This is a genomic window from Rhodococcus sp. 3258 (assembly GCF_031456475.1).
GTDB lineage: Bacteria > Actinomycetota > Actinomycetes > Mycobacteriales > Mycobacteriaceae > Rhodococcoides > Rhodococcoides fascians.
The window spans coordinates 1000183-1019116 of sequence record NZ_JAVDUT010000001.1 but is presented as its reverse complement, the minus strand read 5'-3'; the positions used below and the strand labels follow the sequence as shown (position 1 = coordinate 1019116).

At 64.6% G+C, this 18934-nt stretch carries 21 protein-coding genes; 11 read left to right on the top strand and 10 right to left on the bottom strand.

Annotation, left to right across the window (positions count from 1 at the left end; translation table 11 throughout):
- Nucleotides 1-20: 20 nt before the first annotated feature.
- Together J2X62_RS04715 and J2X62_RS04710 are read right to left on the bottom strand one after the other, a co-directional pair.
- Nucleotides 21-1010, bottom strand: coding sequence for an Lrp/AsnC family transcriptional regulator (locus J2X62_RS04715; protein WP_037219067.1), 990 nt, complete (start codon nt 1008-1010; stop codon nt 21-23).
- Between the two features lie 108 nt (nt 1011-1118).
- Nucleotides 1119-2123: a 1-aminocyclopropane-1-carboxylate deaminase gene (locus tag J2X62_RS04710; protein WP_310177982.1), complete on the bottom strand. Its 1005-nt coding sequence runs from the start codon at nt 2121-2123 to the stop codon at nt 1119-1121.
- Between the two features lie 99 nt (nt 2124-2222).
- Between J2X62_RS04710 and J2X62_RS04705 the strand changes: the two genes are divergently transcribed.
- Nucleotides 2223-2897 (top strand): GntR family transcriptional regulator, encoded by a 675-nt coding sequence (locus J2X62_RS04705; RefSeq protein ID WP_032369161.1) that lies wholly within the window; start codon nt 2223-2225, stop codon nt 2895-2897.
- 60 nt (nt 2898-2957) lie between these two features.
- On the top strand, nt 2958-3383 hold the full coding sequence (locus tag J2X62_RS04700) for a nitroreductase/quinone reductase family protein (RefSeq protein ID WP_222081554.1): 426 nt from the start codon (nt 2958-2960) through the stop codon (nt 3381-3383).
- A gap of 1 nt (nt 3384) precedes the next feature.
- Here the strand turns inward: J2X62_RS04700 and J2X62_RS04695 are convergent, their stop codons facing one another.
- Nucleotides 3385-3534, bottom strand: coding sequence for a hypothetical protein (locus J2X62_RS04695; protein ID WP_167328339.1), 150 nt, complete (start codon nt 3532-3534; stop codon nt 3385-3387).
- A gap of 105 nt (nt 3535-3639) precedes the next feature.
- On the opposite strand from J2X62_RS04695, the gene J2X62_RS04690 reads away from it, so the two are divergent.
- Nucleotides 3640-4359: a GAF and ANTAR domain-containing protein gene (locus J2X62_RS04690; protein WP_032366830.1), complete on the top strand. Its 720-nt coding sequence runs from the start codon at nt 3640-3642 to the stop codon at nt 4357-4359.
- Nucleotides 4360-4372: 13 nt separating this feature from the next.
- Here J2X62_RS04690 and J2X62_RS04685 read toward each other — a convergent pair whose 3' ends face one another.
- The gene (locus J2X62_RS04685; RefSeq protein WP_310177973.1) at nt 4373-5608 is read right to left on the bottom strand and encodes a glycosyltransferase; all 1236 of its coding nucleotides are present in this window, start codon (nt 5606-5608) and stop codon (nt 4373-4375) included.
- Nucleotides 5609-6157: 549 nt separating this feature from the next.
- Between J2X62_RS04685 and J2X62_RS04680 the strand changes: the two genes are divergently transcribed.
- The 4 genes from J2X62_RS04680 (at nt 6158) to katG (ending at nt 10661) form a co-directional block, all read left to right on the top strand.
- Nucleotides 6158-6637 (top strand): STAS domain-containing protein, encoded by a 480-nt coding sequence (locus tag J2X62_RS04680; protein WP_052057049.1) that lies wholly within the window; start codon nt 6158-6160, stop codon nt 6635-6637.
- Between the two features lie 82 nt (nt 6638-6719).
- Nucleotides 6720-7859 (top strand): glutamate--cysteine ligase, encoded by a 1140-nt coding sequence (locus J2X62_RS04675; RefSeq protein WP_310177967.1) that lies wholly within the window; start codon nt 6720-6722, stop codon nt 7857-7859.
- A 106-nt stretch (nt 7860-7965) separates the two neighbouring features.
- Nucleotides 7966-8439 (top strand): Fur family transcriptional regulator, encoded by a 474-nt coding sequence (locus tag J2X62_RS04670; RefSeq protein WP_045842162.1) that lies wholly within the window; start codon nt 7966-7968, stop codon nt 8437-8439.
- On the top strand, nt 8436-10661 hold the full coding sequence (katG, locus tag J2X62_RS04665) for a catalase/peroxidase HPI (RefSeq protein WP_310177960.1): 2226 nt from the start codon (nt 8436-8438) through the stop codon (nt 10659-10661). The genes J2X62_RS04670 and katG overlap by 4 nt, the downstream gene beginning before the upstream one ends.
- Before the next feature lie 11 nt (nt 10662-10672).
- On the opposite strand, the gene J2X62_RS04660 is transcribed toward katG, so the two are convergent.
- Nucleotides 10673-10957 carry a DUF3263 domain-containing protein gene (locus J2X62_RS04660; RefSeq protein ID WP_048317425.1) on the bottom strand — a complete coding sequence of 95 codons (285 nt, stop codon included), beginning with the start codon at nt 10955-10957 and terminating at the stop codon, nt 10673-10675.
- Nucleotides 10958-11245: 288 nt separating this feature from the next.
- Between J2X62_RS04660 and J2X62_RS04655 the strand changes: the two genes are divergently transcribed.
- Nucleotides 11246-11755: a CinA family protein gene (locus J2X62_RS04655; RefSeq protein WP_027495707.1), complete on the top strand. Its 510-nt coding sequence runs from the start codon at nt 11246-11248 to the stop codon at nt 11753-11755.
- A gap of 52 nt (nt 11756-11807) precedes the next feature.
- Nucleotides 11808-12662 carry an ammonia-dependent NAD(+) synthetase gene (gene nadE, locus J2X62_RS04650; RefSeq protein ID WP_310177955.1) on the top strand — a complete coding sequence of 285 codons (855 nt, stop codon included), beginning with the start codon at nt 11808-11810 and terminating at the stop codon, nt 12660-12662.
- 18 nt (nt 12663-12680) lie between these two features.
- On the opposite strand, the gene J2X62_RS04645 is transcribed toward nadE, so the two are convergent.
- The 3 genes from J2X62_RS04645 to J2X62_RS04635 all read right to left on the bottom strand — a co-directional run bounded on the left by J2X62_RS04645 (nt 12681) and on the right by J2X62_RS04635 (nt 14666).
- Entirely contained in the window at nt 12681-13190 is a 510-nt protein-coding gene (locus J2X62_RS04645) for a DUF6328 family protein (protein WP_032391873.1), read from the bottom strand.
- Nucleotides 13191-13241: 51 nt separating this feature from the next.
- Nucleotides 13242-13703, bottom strand: coding sequence for an STAS domain-containing protein (locus tag J2X62_RS04640; protein ID WP_052053449.1), 462 nt, complete (start codon nt 13701-13703; stop codon nt 13242-13244).
- A gap of 132 nt (nt 13704-13835) precedes the next feature.
- On the bottom strand, nt 13836-14666 hold the full coding sequence (locus tag J2X62_RS04635) for a GAF and ANTAR domain-containing protein (protein ID WP_052057046.1): 831 nt from the start codon (nt 14664-14666) through the stop codon (nt 13836-13838).
- A gap of 290 nt (nt 14667-14956) precedes the next feature.
- On the opposite strand from J2X62_RS04635, the gene J2X62_RS04630 reads away from it, so the two are divergent.
- Both J2X62_RS04630 and J2X62_RS04625 read left to right on the top strand, forming a co-directional pair.
- Nucleotides 14957-15370: a hypothetical protein gene (locus J2X62_RS04630; protein WP_072692057.1), complete on the top strand. Its 414-nt coding sequence runs from the start codon at nt 14957-14959 to the stop codon at nt 15368-15370.
- A 214-nt stretch (nt 15371-15584) separates the two neighbouring features.
- Nucleotides 15585-16496, top strand: coding sequence for a manganese catalase family protein (locus J2X62_RS04625; protein ID WP_032369153.1), 912 nt, complete (start codon nt 15585-15587; stop codon nt 16494-16496).
- Between the two features lie 69 nt (nt 16497-16565).
- Here the strand turns inward: J2X62_RS04625 and J2X62_RS04620 are convergent, their stop codons facing one another.
- Complete coding sequence (locus tag J2X62_RS04620; RefSeq protein ID WP_310177946.1) at nt 16566-18098, bottom strand: protein adenylyltransferase SelO family protein; 1533 nt, start codon at nt 18096-18098, stop codon at nt 16566-16568.
- 51 nt (nt 18099-18149) lie between these two features.
- The gene (locus tag J2X62_RS04615) at nt 18150-18929 is read right to left on the bottom strand and encodes an IclR family transcriptional regulator (RefSeq protein WP_052054635.1); all 780 of its coding nucleotides are present in this window, start codon (nt 18927-18929) and stop codon (nt 18150-18152) included.
- Nucleotides 18930-18934 lie beyond the last annotated feature (5 nt).

Genomic DNA, 18934 nt, shown 5'->3' with positions numbered 1-18934 from the left:
GACTGCCGCGTCGTACCGGATCAATACAGGTACGACGCGGAGTCCGCGGCCAGCAGACGGTTGCCGCTGCGTTTGGTGGCCCGCAGAATCGACACGACCGAGATCGCGTCGGCCAGGGCGGCCCAGTCCGAGGCAGTTGTCATGCGATGCAACGCCATTCGGTCCGGGCACGCGAGGTTGACGAGCAGACTGTCCGAGCCCGCGAGGGCCACCGCGTATCGAACCTCCGAATGTGCGAGCAAGAGCTCGACCAGTGCTTCGTGGTGTCGAGGCGGAACCTTGACCCAGGCAAGGGCTTCCGCCGAATACCCCAGCAGCGCCGGCTCGACGACCACCCGCAGTCGGGATTTGTTGGTCTGTTCCAGAGTGTCCATGTGGCGTCGGACAGTGTTCTCGGTAGCGCCGACGACGCGCGCGATGTCCGAGGTGGGCGTCCGGGCATCCTCGGCCAGGACGCGCAGAATGCTGCGGTGCAGGGTCGAGATCTCCGGTCCCACACGGCCGTCCGGTTGGTAGCCCTCGTGTACGGGAGGCGTCAGAGCCGCGATCTGGTGCGAATTGAGAATCGCCGGCCGCCACTCGCGGACCGAGCGATAGACCCGCGTGATGGGATCTACCCGAATGCGTCTGATCCCGGTGATGCCGGGTAAGTCGTCGAGCATCAGATCCGCCAGATGGGCATCGTCGACCAGGACTTCGGCGACGCATTCCTCGTGCCCCGACGTGGCGTACACGAACATCGTGTCGTCGCGGCGCGCCAACCCGACTGCAACGGCACGTGCCATACCGACGTGACATCGAGCTCGCAGAACGACCGCGCCTGTCGCGCCGATGACGCCGACCACGCGCACGTCTCCGGAATCGAGTAGTTCCTTGCCGCGTCGGGTGACGGTGCGTTCGGGTTCACCGAGCGCCTCGGCGATGCTGACCCAGGACGCCCGGGGATTGACCTGCAGCGCCGCCGTGATTCGGCAACTCAGCGAGTCCAACTCGTCGGAGCGCTGCCTCATGCGTACACCTTCGCTCGTCGTGCCGACTCGGGTCGGCCGGTGCAGAAACAGGTTCGGTGCCCGAGGATCACCTGTCGATCCTCGGGCACCGGTACCGCGAAGTCCAGCTCAGAAGATTCCGCTGTAGGCGTTGAGGGCGGGCTGGCCACCCAGGTGTGCGTAGAGAACGGTGGAGTCCTTGCCGATATCGCCCTTCTGAACCAGATCGATCAGTCCGGCCATGGACTTGCCCTCGTACACCGGGTCGATGATCACGCCTTCGAGACGGCCGGTGAGCTTGATCGCCTCGATCGTGGAGTCGACGGGTATTCCGTAGTAGTCGCCGGCCCAGCCTTCGAGGACGGTGATCTCGTCGTCGCGAAGATCGCGACCCAGTTCGATGAGTTGTGCTGTGTTACGGGCGATTCGGGCCACCTGGTCGCGGGTCTGAGCGATCTTGGCGGACGCATCGATGCCGATCACTCGACGCGGCCGTTCCTGCCCGGCGAACCCGGCGATCATGCCGGCATGCGTCGACCCGGTCACGCTGCACACGACGATCGTGTCGAAGAAGACGCCGAGCTCCTCTTCCTGCTTCTGTACTTCGTACGCCCAGTTGGCGAAGCCGAGTCCGCCGAGCTTGTGGTCGGAGCCGCCTGCGGGAATGGCGTAGGGCTTGCCGCCCGCTCGCTCGACGTCCTCGATGGCCTTCTGCCAGCTGTCCTTGAATTCGATTCCGAAGCCCGACGGATCGAGGCGGACATCTGCACCCATGATGCGGGAGAGCAGGATATTGCCCACCTTGTCGTTGACCGAATCCGGCCAATCGACCCACTTCTCCTGCACTAGAACTGCTTTGAGTCCGAGCTTTGCCGCGACCGCAGCCACCTGCCGCGTGTGGTTGGACTGCACGCCACCGATCGAGACCAATGTGTCGGCACCCTGCGCGAGAGCGTCCGGGACGATGTACTCGAGCTTGCGAGTCTTGTTGCCGCCGTAGGCCAATCCTGCGTTGACGTCTTCTCGCTTGGCCCAGATCTTGGCCCCGCCGAGGTGCGCGCTCAGTCGTTCCATCGGGTGAATCGGGCTCGGGCCGAAGGTGAGGGGATAACGCTCGAAGTCCGCGATCGCCACGTGGTTCTCCTTTGATCGGTGTGTCATGCAGGATGCAATATATCGCATACTGTACGTGGGACACCTCGCCAGCGAAAGCGGTGGGCTACGATATTTTGCATGCCGGTCCCCGTCGAGCTCGGAAAACACAAGCGATCCCTGCTGCGCGACAACGCCTACGTCTCGATTCGCGACGCAATAGTCGACGGCACCTTCGCGCCCGGCGAGCGGCTGCGGGATGCCGAACTCGAGCAGTGGCTCGGGGTATCGCGTACACCTATTCGCGACGCCATGGCCAGGCTGGAACTGGCGGGCCTCGTACACACCCAGCCCGGGCGTTCGACCATCGTGTCGACCATCGAACGCAAGGCGGTGCTGGACGCGCAGGCGGTCGCGGCGTCGATGCATGCCCTCGCGGTCCGGACGGCGGTACCGCTGATGAACAAGCGCGACATCGCCGCGATGCGTCGCGCCAACAAGGATTTCGCCGCCGCATTCACCCGAGGCGATGTGGACCTCGCGCTGGCCGGCGACGACGCATTCCACGCAGTCGCCGTCGAAGCGAGTCAGAATCAGGTCGTCGTCACGGTTCTCGAGCAGGTGACGCCGACCCTGCGCCGACTCGAACGGCTACGATTCGCCTCGCTGGTGGGCCGCGATTCGATAGCCCAACACGAACGAATCATCACGCTGTGCAGTGAGGGTGACGCGGACGGCGCGGCCGCTGCCGTGCAGGAGAATTGGGAGTCGTTGTCTTTGCTCGTCGATCACGAGGACGGGATACCGGGAAACTGACACCGTCGAACGCCGGCGAAAAGCGGAGTGGCCGCGCCGCATCGGCGGCATAATGGGCCCATGGCCGACTTCAACGAGATCATCATCGACGAGTTCCGAAGCAACAATGGCCACGTGTCCACGGCCGGCTTCGGTGATTCGCTCGTCGTTCTGCACACGATCGGGGCCAAGAGCGGCGCGGTGCGGCTCAATCCGCTCATGGCGATTCCGGAGGGAGAGAGCTGGTTGGTGGTCGGCTCGGCTGCCGGGTCACCGAAAGATCCAGCGTGGGTGCACAATCTGCGCGCACATCCGGCAATCGACATCGAGGCACCAGGGGACGAAGGAATTCGAACCGTTGCCGTGAACGCCTACGAGATTTCGGAATCCGAGTGGGACCGGCAATGGCAGAAGTTCCTCGATGCCTCGGACGGATTCGCGAAATACACGGAAACGGCCGAGGGCAGGCGGTTTCCGATCTTCCGCCTGACCCCGACCGCCCAGTGAATCAGTTCTGCGTGTCGTCCTCGGGCGGGTGTGGGACGTTCTCTTCGTCGACGTGAGCACCGACTGCAGCCTCGTCGGGAGACTCTTCGCGCGGACCGTCGTTGCTGCCTTCGGATGGGATCTCTGCACCTGCATCGGTCGGCATGGTCATGAGCACTCCTGATCGTCGGTCGGTTGGTTGCTGCGCTCTGCATGCCCCGCTTCCGGTGGACTCAACCGTCGAGCGGTCGATTCCTGTTGACTAGCATCGTCAGGTATGGGACCCGATCGATCGATGACAGCTCGCGACCTCACACAGGCGATTGCCGAAGCGACGAGGTCATTTTTCGCACCGTCCAGTCTCGACGAGACTCTGCGCGGCGTGACGGAGAGCGCCCGATCTCTGATACCCGCGGTCGATTGCGCCGACATTCTCGTGGTGGCGGGGCCGAAGAAGTACCAGTCGCACGCCGCGACCAGTGAGCTGCCGGTGCGCCTGGACGCAATGCAGGAACGCCTCGACGAGGGGCCGTGCATCGATGCCGCACGAAGCGAGCTGTTCGTGCGGTGCAACGACTTCCGCTCCGATTCCCGCTGGCCACGTTTCGGTCCGGAGGCGGTGGGAGCAGGGGTTCTCAGCAGCCTGTCCTTCCGCCTTTACACCAACGAGGACACCATCGGGGCGCTCAATCTGTTCGCACTGACCAGTGATGCGTTCAGCGACGAGGACGAGGAACTCGGTCGCGTGCTCGCAACCCACGCTGCGGTGGCGTTGTATGCAGCGAACAAGACCGAGCAATTCAAGTCCGGCTTGGCTTCACGGGACATCATCGGCCAAGCCAAGGGCATGTTGATGGAGCGGTACGGAATCGATGCGGTACAGGCGTTCGACTTGATTTCACGGCTGTCGCAAACCCAGAACGTCCCGGTGGCCACCTTGGCCGCAGAACTCGTCGACCTCGGTTCCGAATCGAACAAGGAACGCTCGTCCAGATAGGCTCGCCGGCTGTTCACACCGTGTGCCGACGAGAGGGTGCAGTCGGCGGCACCGGATGGTCGTGAGTCGAGCCGGCTTGCTGGGTCGACCCGGCGTTCACTGTCGACCCGGTCTGTGCGGTTGCCTCGTAGACGCGTGAAGTGTCCTCGGCGATGCGGTCCCACGAGAAGCGAGATTGCGCACGGTCGGAGCCGGACACTCCCAGCTCGAAACGCCTGGACTCGTTGCGTAGCAGCAGGGCCAGCTCTCGTGCCAAGCGACGACGGTCGCCCGGCCTGATCGAGCGGCCGGTGACCCCGTCGATCACCAACTCTCCGGCGTAGCCCACTCCGTATGCGACGACGGGAAGTCCGCACGCCATGGCTTCGAGGGTGGCGATCCCTGCCGATTCGGTCGGGGACAGGCAGACGAACACGTCTGCCGACCTCAACAGCGACGACATGTGGCGATGGCGGACCGGGCCGGTGAACACCGTGCGCCCGGCCATGCCGTGTGCTGCGGCGACCGTGCGTAGCTGCGCCACGCCGTTGGATTCGCGCGGCTCGCCGCCGACGACGACCAATTCGGTGTCGTCGAGTTTTCCGAGCAGTTCGATGATCGTCGATACCTCGGCGTCCGACCCGACGGTCGCCACCCGACACGCAGCACCGCTGCGTGGTGCAGTCGGTCCGGATGGATCGAAGTCACTCAGATCCACCCCGGTCGGGACGATGGACACCTTGGCTCTGGCGACGCCCATCCGCGTCAACATGTCGGCCTCGTCGGGACATGACGCGATGATGCGGCTCGTCGATCGAGCGATCTTCTTCTCCATAGCCGCCCGGGGAACCACCGAATCGGTGCCGGCCGTCGGGGGCCCGGATCGGTCGGTCGCGGCGAGACCGTGGAACGACATCACCGTGGGGACGCCCGTCGCGCCGGCGGCCAGTATGGTTGCCAGCCCCGACACCCATGAATGTGCATGTGCTACATCGGGTTTCGTTCGGAGCAAGTGATCGCGGAGCGCGGAGGCGAACGCGCTCGTGTGAGGAATCGATTCCTCTTCGGTCATCGGGACAGCAGGCCCCGCAGACAGGTTGACCACCCGGTAACCGTCGGGGGTGAGCAGCTCGTCCTCGTGATCCGGGTTCTGCTTCCTGGTGTATACGTCGACTCGGGTGCCGGCGCGGGCCAGCGACGAGGCCAGCCGATCGAGCTGGGCAGCCGATTGTTCTGCCTCGATGCCGGCCGCATCAATTATCGGACTCACGTGTTCGGAGACAAGCGCAACGTGCATATCGATTCGATCCCTGATGGGTTCGCACGGCCCCTTTCGGGCGCATAGCCCGGCACCGGTGAAGGGTGTGGGATATGCCGACCCGATTTTGGAGTCAGCGTACTCGAGACGCGGCCAGAGCGGTCATCGCAACTGGGCGTCGAACAACACCCTATTACGTAAAGCCGCAATGCGAAACCTCACACGAGGGCGTCGCCCTTGCTGGAGCGTTCACAACGGGCCGAACCGACGTCCCTTGCGGCCGAAGCGGGGAGCGTGTTCGCTACGGCTACCGTGCACTGGATTGCGGTCGGTTCAACCGTCGACTGCCGACAATCGAAGCAGCGTAGCGGGTTTCGCCGGACGCAATTGTGTATACACTGTCTGCACGCGGTTGAGGAGAAGCCCCGTAGTCAGGAAGTAGCGACTGCGAGATGTGCCCGACCGCGCTCTTCGACACCCGATAGTCCGAGACTCGTTTTCTCGAGAACTGGTGTCAGAGGCAGCCGACAGTCTCCGGTCGCGAGCCGGTGGAGGTGGGCAATGGTGTTTCTACGGTCGGTGCACAGTGATCCGGAATCGATTCGATTGTCGTTCTGCGGGCCGGACAATCCCGAGGACGGCGCATTCGCGCTGTCCGTGGACGAACTCGTCGGCGGACCGGTCGTCATCCGCATCGTCGGGTCGATCGACAGATCGGCAATTCCGGTCATAGGCGAATGCGTGTCGGAGGCCATCGTGTGCGGGCGGTCGCTGGTCGTGGATCTGCTCGATGTCGAATTCGTCGACCCCGCAGTGGTTCCCGTCCTCTCGGCAGCCGCCTTGCGGCTCGCTGCGCACCGGTGTCGCGCGATCGTCGCCTGTACACCCGAGCTGCAGCGACAACTCGATCCGAGTGGTGTCCACCTCGGTACGGAGTGCGTCCGCAGCGTCGCGGACGCCGTTCGAAGTGCGGTGAAACCGGCGAGATCCGAAGAGGTTCCGAATTCCTGCACAGGCGAGACGCCTGCGCGGTCGGCGTGACCGGCAGTTCCGCACCGCGCACGATCGTCGCCGCGGTGTATCTCGCGGTGGTCGTCGGCGATCACCCGGGCGACAGCGCCCGATGAGTGCAGGGGCAGTTCCCACGGTCGGAGTGGAGGAGGAGTTCTTTCTCGCCGACATCGACATGCTGCGTCCGGTGGCGGTCGGCCCCGGTGTCGTCGCGCATGCCCGAGCTGCGGGAATCGATGCCGTCTCGGAGCTGACCGAGGTGCAGGTGGAGGCCAATTCGCCTCCGCTGCAGTGTCTTCGCGAGTTGCGGGAGAACGTGATCTCCACCCGCGCCACGCTGTCGGCGGTGGCCTTGGCGCAGGGTGCCCACTTACTGGCGGCAGGTGTCTCGCCGGTTGCGCCTGCTGATCGTGGCCGCCTGCCCATCTCGGACGGCTCCCGCTATCGGCGTCTTGCCGAGACCTACGGGGCACTGGCAGAGAGCGTTGCCACGTGTGGGGGTCACATTCACGTCGAGGTGCCGGACAAGGAGACGGCGATCGGGGTATGCAATGTCGTGCGGCCCTGGCTCCCCACGCTTCTGGCGTTGACGTCCAACAGCGCGATACACGACGGCGTCGACACTCGGCACTCGAGTTGGCGTTCGACGGTGTGGGGCAGGTGGCCGACGGCTGGTCCGCCCCCTCACCTGAGTTCGACGGCGGAGTACGACGACCTGGTCGGCTCGATGATCGAGACCGGGATGATTCTCGACGAAGCATCGCTCTACTGGGATGTACGGCCCAGCTCCCACCAGCCGACGGTCGAGGTGCGGGTCGGCGACGTACCTGCCGTCGCCGAGGAGGTGGTGTTGTCCGCTGCACTGGTCCGCGGTCTCGTCGTCACGGCCCTTCGGTCCATCGACCGCGGCGAGCCGGCACTCGTCGTGGCCGGCAATCACCTCGCAGCGGCATACCACCGTGCCCGCATGGATGGATTGACCGGCGTCGGAGTGGATCCGAGCACCGGGAAACCGGTGTCGGCATCGAGTCTGCTCCGATCGCTCGTCCGCTACGTGGAACCGGCGCTGACCAGCACAGGCGACCTCCGCTGCGTGCAGACTTCTCTCGAACGGTTGACGCACCTCGGGAACGGCGCGCAACGCCAACGCCGGATCTTCTCGCGCAATGCAGACGCAGCCGCCGTCGCTGCTCACGCAGCCCGTTTCACTACTGCCGAGTGGAACTCGCCGGTGGCACAGGACGCAGGTTGATCGCGGTGGTCGGCCTCGTCTGCAGGCGGCCGTGCCCGCGCCGCGACAATCGACCGATTCCAGGAAACGATCGACGATGCGACCGAAGGTGGTTATCGTGAAAGCCATGGCAAGTACTTCCGCCAGCATGCTTCGTGACGCCGGACTGAGGGTGACGCGTCCCCGAGAGTTGGTTCTCGATATCGTTGATGCACAACCGCATTCCGATACCGACACCATCTTGCGACTGGCGCGCGCCACCCTGCCCACGGTGTCGAAGCAGGCCGTGTACGACGTGCTCGATGCGTTGACTGCATCGGGTTTGGTTCGTCGTATCCGTCTCGCGGGTCACTCGGCACGTTACGAAACCAGAGTGGCAGACAATCATCACCACATCGTCTGCCGTTCCTGTGGTTTCATCGTCGACGCCGACTGCGCCACCGGTGAGCCACCGTGTGCACGACCCGCCCGAGATCACGGTTTCGTCCTCGACGAGGCCGAGGTGACCTACTGGGGAACGTGCCCCAGTTGTGCATCCGACCGATCGATCGCAGCCCGCGATCGTCCATCCACAATGCCCATCGGAAAGGACAATTCGTGACCTCCGACGCACGCCCACCCCACTCCGCCACCGAGACCGCCAGCACCAGCGAGAGCGAGAATCCGGTCATCGAGTCGCCGAAGCCCAAGGCGCACGCACCGCTGACGAACAAGGACTGGTGGCCGGAGCAGATGGACCTGTCCATCCTGCATGCGCATACCTCCAAATCGAACCCGTTCGGCGAAAAGCTGGACTACAAAGCGGAATTCGAGAAGCTCGACGTGGACGAGCTCAAAGCCGACGTCATCTCGGTGATGACCACTTCGAAAGATTGGTGGCCGGCCGACTACGGCCACTACGGCGGGCTCTTCATTCGTATGAGCTGGCACGCCGCCGGCACCTACCGCACGTTCGACGGACGAGGCGGTGGGGGTCAGGGCGCGCAACGCTTTGCGCCACTGAACAGTTGGCCGGACAACGCCAACCTGGACAAGGCGCGTCGGTTGCTGTGGCCGGTCAAGCAGAAGTACGGCAACAAGATTTCGTGGGCCGATCTGCTGGTGTTCGCCGGTAACGCGGCGCTCGAGTCCATGGGGTTCGAGACGTTCGGATTCGGCTTCGGTCGGGAGGACATCTGGGAACCGGAAGAGGTCTTCTGGGGTCCCGAGGATCAGTGGCTGGGCACCGATAAGCGATACTCCGGCGAACGGGAGCTCTCCAAGCCCCTCGGTGCCACCACCATGGGCTTGATCTACGTCAATCCCGAAGGCCCCGAGGGAGAGCCGGATCCGGTGGCCGCGGCCCACGACATCCGGGAAACCTTCGCGCGGATGGCGATGAACGACGAGGAGACGGCGGCACTCATCGTCGGTGGACACAGCTTCGGTAAGACACACGGAGCCGGACCGGCCGACAAGATCGGGCCGGAACCCGAGGGTGCCCCCATCGAACAGCAGGGCCTCGGCTGGAAGAACGGTTACGGCAAGGGCAAGGCCGAGGACCAGATCACCAGCGGGCTCGAGGTGGTCTGGACGGAGACTCCGACGCAGTGGGGTAACGGCTACCTGAAGAATCTCTACGGATACGAGTGGGAGCTCACGAAGAGCCCCGCCGGCGCGTGGCAGTTCACTGCCAAGGACGGTGCCGGTGCGGGCACGATTCCCGATCCGTTCGGCGGTCCGGGCCGTGCCCCCACGATGCTCGTCACCGACATCTCCATGCGGGCAGATCCGGCGTACGAGAAGATCACTCGGAGGTGGTTGGATCACCCCGAGGAGCTCTCGCTCGCGTTCGCCAAGGCGTGGTACAAGTTGCTGCACCGCGATATGGGACCGGTGTCCCGGTACCTCGGGCCGTGGGTTCCCGAACCTCAGCTGTGGCAGGACCCGGTTCCATCGCCGCACGGTGACCTGATCGACGAGGCGGACGCATCTGCGTTGAAGTCGGCGATCCTCGACTCGGGCTTGACGATCGCTCAGCTCATCGGTGTCGCGTGGTCGTCGGTCAGCAGCTTCCGAGTCACCGATTACCGCGGCGGTGCCAACGGCGCTCGGGTTCGGCTCGAGCCACAGAAGAGTTGGGAGGCAAACGAACCCGAGGTCCTCCGCGAGGTGCTCGCAATCTTGGACGGTATACGCGAAAAGTTCGAGGGCTCAGCGGCCGGTGACAAGAAGGTCTCGCTCGCCGACGTCATCGTGCTGGCCGGCAATGCGGCCGTCGAGAAGGCCGCACGCGACGCCGGTTACGAGGTGACCGTCCCGTTCCGGCCGGGTCGCACCGACGCGACGCAGGAGCAGACCGACGTCGAATCGTTCTCGGTACTCGAGCCACGAGCCGACGGGTTCCGCAACTACGTGGCTGCAGGGGAGAGCACTCCCGAGCAGGTGTTGTTCCTCGATCGCGCCTACATGCTGAATCTGACTGCGCCCGAGATGACGGTTCTTCTCGGCGGTCTTCGAGCCTTGGGGGCCAACCACGGTGGTTCGAGCCATGGAGTGTTCACCGATCGCCCCGGAGTTCTGAGCAACGATTTCTTCGTCAATCTGCTCGACTCCGACACCGAATGGGCGACGAGTGAGGACGGCACCTACGTCGGCACGGATCGTGGCTCCGGCAGCCAGAAGTGGACAGCGACATCGATCGACCTGGTGTTCGGGTCCCATTCACAACTGCGAGCGCTGTCGGAGGTGTACGCCCAGGCCGACAACGGTGGCAAGTTCGTCGACGACTTCGTGGCCGCGTGGGCGAAGCTGGCAGACAACGATCGATTCGACGTCCGGTAGCGCGGAGCCGATCACCGGGTGAGCCAGATGCGCCTTCTGGCAATGGCTTTGATTCGCGTCACCATGACAGGGCTGAGGCCGAACTCGCCGAACACGCTGCCGGGGTCGCGGTCGAGGATCTCCAACACGGTGCGGTAGTAGTCCTGAGTCGACATCGCGAAGGCGGACCGGATTTCGTCGTCCGGTCCGCCTCCGTGGTTGACCCATCTCAGGGCGAAGTCGATCATGGCGCGGTCTGTGTCGGAGTAGAACGCTACCGGTCGCTCTGCCCCCGCAGAAGTACGTCGATTCGGCATAACACACCTCCTTGGAACTGACTGTCGATCCGAAATTAGCACTGCTCGCGAACACGTGCCAAGGGTCCGGTATCTGCGATAAGGACCCGAATATCGGTCGTAAGCCCCGTGTTTGGACTGCCGTCGTGCGTGGAAGTCGATACACAGCTCGGCGTACGCGCCCGGGCCGTGCGGTCGAGCCAGGGGCCGGAGGTTCAACCCCTGCAGCCTCCGGCCCCGCGCCCACAGAACCAGTCGCTGAAACAATCCGGCGAACACCTTCGACGAATCAGGTACGGAGAGTGTGTGATGGACACCGATGCAGAACAGCGTCTACCGACCGAGGCCGACGCCTCCTCGGTATGTAGGAAGATTGCCGACCTGGCGCAGACGTACGACATCGCGATCGGCACCGCCGAATCGCTGACCGCCGGAAATCTCGCGGCCATGCTCGGCAAGGCACCGTCCTCGGGGCAGTGGTATCGCGGCGGAATCGTCGCGTACCACGAGAGCGTGAAGCACACGCTGCTCGAGGTCCCCGACGGCCCGGTCGTCAGCGAACAGGCCGCGACGGCGATGGCTCGATCGACGGCGTCGCTGGTCGGCGCACATCTGACGATCGCCGTCACCGGCGAAGCCGGGCCGCAGAGCCAGGAAGACCAACCACCGGGGACGGTGTGGGCAGCGGTGTACGACCGCGGCGACGTGAGCACCGAATGCAAGCACTTCGAGGGTGAACCGGAAGAAGTTCTGGCCCGGACCATGGCGTTTTCTCTCGATACCCTGCTGCGCCACGCGCGGAAACGGGCCCACGGGTAACTGACGCCGGGCGGGTGCAGACAACTGTTCGTCAACGAGATCGGAGCGCAGTATGAGTACCGATTCCAGTGTCCGAAGCCGTATTCAGCACGAGCTGGGTGTTCGGCCGTCGATCGACCCCGACGCGGAAATCCGCCGCCGGGTCGGTTTCCTCGCCGATTATCTGAGAGTCATTGGCACAGCGGGTTTCGTGCTCGGCATCAGCGGGGGGCAGGACAGCACCCTGGCCGGAAAGCTCGCTCGGCTGGCCGTTCGCGAGGCTGCGGAACTCGGTAACCAGGCCACATTCGTCGCGGTGCGTCTGCCGTACGGCACTCAGGCGGACGAAGCCGACGCCGTCGTCGCACTCGACTTCATCGAGCCGGACCGGACGGTCACTGTCGATATCCGCGACGCCGTCGACGCCTCGGCGCGCTCGGCCGCCTCGGCGCTGGATACTCCGCGTATCGCCGACTTCGTACGGGGCAACATCAAGGCGCGCGAACGCATGATCGCGCAGTACACGATCGCCGGCCAGGAGAATCTTCTGGTGGTGGGTACCGATCACGCGGCCGAGGCGGTGACGGGCTTCTTCACCAAATACGGTGACGGAGGCGCGGACGTCACTCCGCTGAGCGGTCTCACCAAAAGCCAAGGTGCGCAGCTCTTGCGGCACCTGAACGCACCGGAATCGACGTGGCGCAAAGTGCCGACAGCAGACCTGGAGGACGACCGTCCCGCGCTCCCGGACGAACAAGCACTCGGCGTCACCTACGCACAGATCGACGCATACCTGCAGGGCGGACCCGTCGACGACGATGCGGTGGACACCATCGAGCGCTGGTTCGACAAGACCCGGCACAAGCGCGCCATGCCGGTGGGGCCGGACGATCGGTGGTGGCGCACGGCCGTCGACTGCCGGCCCTGAGGCACCGTCGACGAGACGTTATCGACGGCGGTGGATCCGGGGCAGTAGGAACCAGAACGCGACGGCCGTCGACGCCACGACAGCGGCCGCGGGGGCTGCGGCGCGCACACCGAGCACTATCTCGAACGTCAGGGCGGCAGCACCCACCAGTGTCACTCCCAACATGGCGAGACCGCTGATGGCGAGTATGTTGCCGACGCGCACTATGACCCCTATTGCACGCTGCCGGAACAGGAGTCGGTGCATGCTGACGGGAGCCACCAACAGGATCGTCGCAAGCATCGACGCCGACACCGTCATCAGATAGACCACGTGGCCGGCCGTGGACAGCCCGTCGAAGCGGGCCTGGAACGGCAGGGTCAACAAGAACCCGGTCAGAAGTTGTACACCGGTCTGTACGACACGGAGTTCCTGTAGCAACGACGACCAATTGCGATCCAACTGCTGGGTGGGAGTTTCGTTGCGCGCTTTGTCGTTCCACGCACGGTGGTCCTCGTCCTCGTCCTCGTCCTCGTCACCCGTCGTCATCGACCAAGACTAGTGCGATCTCGACGGGTAGGCGGTGGAAATCGGACCGGTTCACGCAGTGTGTACATCCGCGGTCGACGTGCCGGTCGCACACTCTGGACACCCGGCACCGGACTCGGACGAGCCCGATGCCCCGGTTACGGACTTCCTCAGCGACGAACCGACGGACTCGAGGGCCGAATCGATATCGGTGAAAATCGGAATCGCAGCATCGAGTCCGACCAGATGCATCGGCCGCCCCGTGGTCGGCCCGGATGCAACCACCACCAACGAGGTTGAGCAGCATGCCTTTCGGCGAGCTGCGATGAGCACGCTCATGCCGACGGAGGCCAGGAAGGACACCCCCGACAGATCGACGATCACGGCTGCCGGCGCTGCCGTGACCGCTTGTTCGATGTGGTGGGCGAGATCGGAGGCGGTCGCGAGATCCACTTCTCCGTTGACCCGCAGAACAATTGCGTTGTCATGGTGTTCGCTGGCGATGCCAAGCCCGAGCAACTCGTTGTGTTTCATAGGGGGTCACCGTCCTTACCCTGTGCAGTGGCATGTTCGTCGAACAGCGCACTGCGGCGTAACCGAGACCGGCAAGGATTGCAGAACCGAGGCGAACCCGGTGCGAGCCGCGCTGTCGACTGCGGGCAGGGGCTACACCACGCTGTCCGAATCATACCCAGTGTTCGTTTCTTCGTGCAGGCCGGTTCGAGAGTTCGAATGTTCGGCAACCGACTCGATCATCGCCGACGCAATCTCGCTGACCTTGATGTTTCTGTTCTGCGACTGCTCGGACAGCAGGGCGAACGCGTCGTCGGCGGAGATTCCGCGCATCGCCATGATGATTCCTTTCGCCTGGTCGATGTCAGCTCTCGTTTTCATCGCTGTCCGCAGGCCGGTGATTTCTCGTTCGGCCGACCGGGCGCGCTCGGTGATCGCGATGACGGTCTCGATCGAGGTGGCGAGCAGGGCCACCGAGACCTCGTCGAGTGGGTCGAAGCCGTCGGCACTCGTCCCGTAGATGTTCAGCGACCCGTGGCGGTGCTCGTCGGGCGTCAGCGGGGCCGACAAATAGCTGTGGACGCCCAGATCGGCCACTGCGGCAGCGAAGCGAGGCCAGCGAGCTACTGCCTCGTGCGCCTGTGCGCGAACCATACGTCCGCTGCGGATTGCGTGCAGGCAGGGGCCTTGACCAGCGCGATACTGGTCGGAATCGATGTCGTGCACAGCGGGGTCGGTGGACGCCACGGTTCGCGGTCGGCCGGTGTCGTCGAGCATGGTGATGCCGACGAGACCCGCGTCGGGAACCACGGCTGCGACCTCGGAGCACACGGCTTGAAGAACGGCATCGACGTCGGCACCGGTCAGTATCTTCCCCTTGATTCGGCGCAACGCTTGGATGTATTGCCCGATCCGGGCGAACGCCGAACCCGAGGCGTCCGGTGCGTCGTGAAGACGGTCGTCTTCGATGGAAAAGTCACTCATCTGGTGGGCTCGTTTCGGTCGGGCCCCCGCATGGACAGCAGGCAGCCACTCGTCAACTCCCGGCCCCGACTCGACCGAACGGGGTCATAATATACAGAGCCTCGCGGGTGCATTCGCACCTGTCCCGAGCGCACGCCAACGGCCCCGCCGAACGCAGGGGTGGTCGCGTCCAGGCCCGAGTCGAGGTATCCTGCACAGTGATTGGGTGGAGACCACGCCCGCAGAATCGACTGCGGTACGAACCACGATCTTCCCCTGCCACAGTCTTCGATCTGTGGAGGTCAATGCCCATGATTCCCGAATCCTCGTCGTTTTCGATGTCCGTCGACCGCGGAGACGACGGCCCCATCGTCGTCTCGGTGCAGGGCGCACTCGAGATCCCCGGCAATACCCGCCTGTTGGCAGACTGCCTGGCGGGGTCCGTGCTCGCCGACCGACCGGTGGTGGTCGACCTGGTCGGTGTCACCGAGATCGGTGATGCCGCAACCAAGTACATCGTCGACGCAGCCCATCGGCTGTTGTGCCGTGGGTATCGCCTCACCGTCGTCCTGGCCACCTCCGCTGCCGACCGTAATGTGCGACGGCTCAGCGAACGTGTGCACGTCGAGCGTGCCGGCTCGCTCGGTCGGGTCGTCGGCGCGGCGACGACGCCTTCGCGACCTCGAGTCGCTGCAGTGGACGCACTGCAGGGGACTTACCTGTAGGTCGATAGCGCAGCGGCCCTCGTGCGGACGGTGCTGCGTAAAGCCTTGTGTGCTCCGATGTTCCGCCGGTGTCCGTCGTCGAGGCGTGGAGAAGTCGCGGTCCAGACCTGTGTATCGAGTTCTAAACCCTTGCAGTGCAAAGTGTTTGCTGGGAATTTCGGCGGGTAGCCGGATCGAGTCACCTGCTCGAACTTCGACCCGAACTGGAGTCCCTATGTTCCGACACACCGACTACCTACAATTCGATGCCAAGCCCGAGAAGCCGGATCCTGTGTACGCACACAAGCTTCAGGAGCTCATCGGTGGTGCATTCGGCGAGATGACCGTGACCATGCAGTATCTGTTCCAAGGCTGGAACTGTCGCATGGAGGGCAAGTACAAGGACCTGATCATGGACATCGCGACCGAAGAAATGGGTCACGTGGAGATGCTGGCCACCATGGTCGCTCGTCTGCTCGAGGGTGCACCGGCCACCGAGTCGACCAAAGCCGCTGCTACCGATCCCGTGGTAGCGGCAGTGATGGGCGGCATGGACCCGCAGCAGGCGATCGTGTCCGGCGGCGGTGCCCTTCCGGCGGATTCCAACGGCTACCCGTGGAACGGTCGGTACATCATCGCCAGCGGCAACCTGCTCGCAGATTTTCGTGCGAACGTTGCGGCCGAGGCGCAAGGGCGGCTGCAGACCGCGCGTCTGTACAACATGACCGACGACCCGGGCGTCAAGGCCATGCTGCAGTTCAATCTTGCTCGCGATACTCACCATCAGAATCTGTGGCTCGCTGCCATCGAAGAGCTGCAAGCCGACGGACTCGAGGACGTCGTAGCACCGAGTGCACTTCTCGACGAGGAGGCATCCGAGCACGCAACCGATCTGTGGCACCTCTCGGACGGTGAGTTCTCCTCGACCGGTGGCTGGGCGAATCGGCTTGCGCCCGACGGCAAACGGCAGATGGGGTTCCTCGCCGATCCGCAGCCTCTGGGCGGGAAGGCATCCGCGCCTGCACCCGATCCGAAGCTGTACGCGACGTACGACGGGGCCAAGGGAGATCCCGCGTCGGCCGCACTGGGTACCGAGAAGGGCGTCATGGGGAAGATCAAGGACGCCCTGGATCCCGACGAGAAGTAGGCCCGAACTCCCTGTGCCCCACAGCAGTTGCGACGCGAATATCGCGTCGCAACTGCTGCGGTCAGCTGACTACGTCCCGCAGAACGTTCGGAACCCCGCGCTGAAGTCGACGGGCGCGGGTCCGGCGTACTGCGACAGCTCGTCCCGACCGTCGAACGGATTCGTCACGACCGACAACAAGCGGTCGAAGGGCGCGAGGTCACCCTCGGTCGCTGCTGCCAGCGCCGCGTCGACCATATGGTTGCGAGGAATGTACGCGGGGTTCACTCGGTCCATGGCGTCCGCGACGGACCGGAGGTCGTGGCCCCGCTCGAGCACCGCTGCGCGCCATTGTTCGAGCCACGGTGCAGCTGCCTCGTGCGGTACGAGTGACGCAAAATCTGCGTCGTTGCCCCGCAGATTCTCCGCCAACGCGCGGAAGGTCAGGGTCCAGTCGGCACGATGATCCCGCAGAAGCACGTGCAGTTCGTCGAGGAGACTGCCGTCCGGTTCGATCCCATCGAGGCCGAGCTTGGCGAGCATCAGGTTCTCGTAGTGCTGTCGGTAGCGATCACCGTAGGAGTCCAACACCGCCGTCAGCGCGCTGATGGCGCGGTCCGGAACCGAATCGACCAGCGGCAGTAGTGTTTCGCCGAATCGTGCCAGGTTCCAACCCAGGACGGCGGGTTGGTTGCCGTACGCGTAGCGGCCGCCGTGATCGATCGAGCTGAAGACCGTTGCAGGATCGTAGGCGTCGATGAACGCGCACGGCCCGTAGTCGATCGTCTCACCGGAAATCGTCGTGTTGTCGGTGTTCATGACGCCGTGCACGAAGCCGACGGACATCCACTGCGCCACCAACTGTGCTTGCCTGTCGACGACGGCCTCGAAGAATGCGAGGTATCGACTCTCCGCGCCCTCTGCAGGGGGGTCGGCGAGCTCGGGATAATGACGTGCGATGGCGTAGTCGGCGAGGTTCTGCGCGAGACCCTCGCGGCGGGCCGCGAACTCGAAGGTCCCTACCCGCAGGTGGCTCGAGGCAACCCGAGCCAGCACTGCGCCGGGCTGCGGACCTGCCTCTCGAACCACCTGCTCACCCGTCGTGACGACGGCCAACGAGCGGGTGGTCGGGATGTGCAGAGCGTGCATGGCCTCACTGATCAGGTGCTCGCGCAGCATCGCACTCACCACCGCGCGCCCGTCTCCGCCGCGGGAGAACGGCGTGGCACCGGAGCCCTTGAGATGCAGATCGACTCGTCGGCCGTGTTCGTCGTGCAGCTCGCCCAGCAGTAGTGCTCGACCGTCGCCCAGCAACGGCACGAATCCGCCGAACTGATGACCGGCGTACGCCATCGCCGAGGGGGTCGAATCGGCCGGTGAGACAGCCCCGGACAACACGCCTGCGCCCTGCTCGGAGCGCAGCATCGACGGGTCGAGTCCCAGTGACCTGGCGAGGTCCTCGTTGAGGATCAGCACCCGCGGATTCGGTGCAGGTGCGCCCTGCCACGGCACCGTGAAGCCGGGAACGTCGTCCACCAACGTCGACTCCAGTCCCCATGACGGCGGGACCGATGAAGGCGGATTGTCGGACGCAGCTACCGGTCCCGTCGCGAATTCACTCATACTCCAGGGGTACCACGAGATCGGGTAATCACACCGACCGTGCTCCGCGCATTACGAGCGCGCCGATATGTCGGGCGGGGACAGTGCGCGTTCGATACTCAGGGCGGCGGCCCGCAGCAACGGGGCGAGCATGTGCGGGGCTGCGGTATCGGCATCGACGACGACCGAGACGGCCGCGCGGATCGTACGACTGCGGTCGAAGATCGGTGCGGCAACCGATACGGCGTCCGAGGTGATCTGTCTGTCGCTGACGGCGACACCGGTTCTCCGAATATCGGCCAGCGTGCGCCGCAGGATGTCCGGATCGCAGATGGTGTGCTCGGTGAATCTGGTCAACGGTGCCGAGCACACCTCCTCCTGAACGTGGGCGGGCGCGTGGGCCAGCAGCGCCAGACCGACTCCGGTGGGCGGCAATGCGAAACGGCCGCCGACGCGCGTGCGCAGGGCCACCGAGTCACGGCTGCGAATTCTCTCGACGAACACGACCTCGTGACCGTCGCGTACTCCCAGCTGCACGTTCTCCTGGGTGACGTGGGCGAGATCTTCCATGACCGGTAACGCGCTTTCCCTGAGGACCAGGCCCCGCGGTGCGAGTGACGCGATCTCCCACAGTCGCAGACCGATGTGGAATCTGCCCGTCCGGTCATCGCGCTCGATCGCTCCCCACCCGACGAGATCGAGCGCGAGCCGGTGCGTGGTGGAGAGCGGGAACCCCGATCGTCGAGCGAGCTCGCTCAACGTCAAGGTCGGATGCTCTGGCGTGAACGCCTCCAGCAGTGTCAGCGCGCGTACGGCCACCGGACCGGTGCGAGCGGGGCCCTCGGCCGTCATGGAGT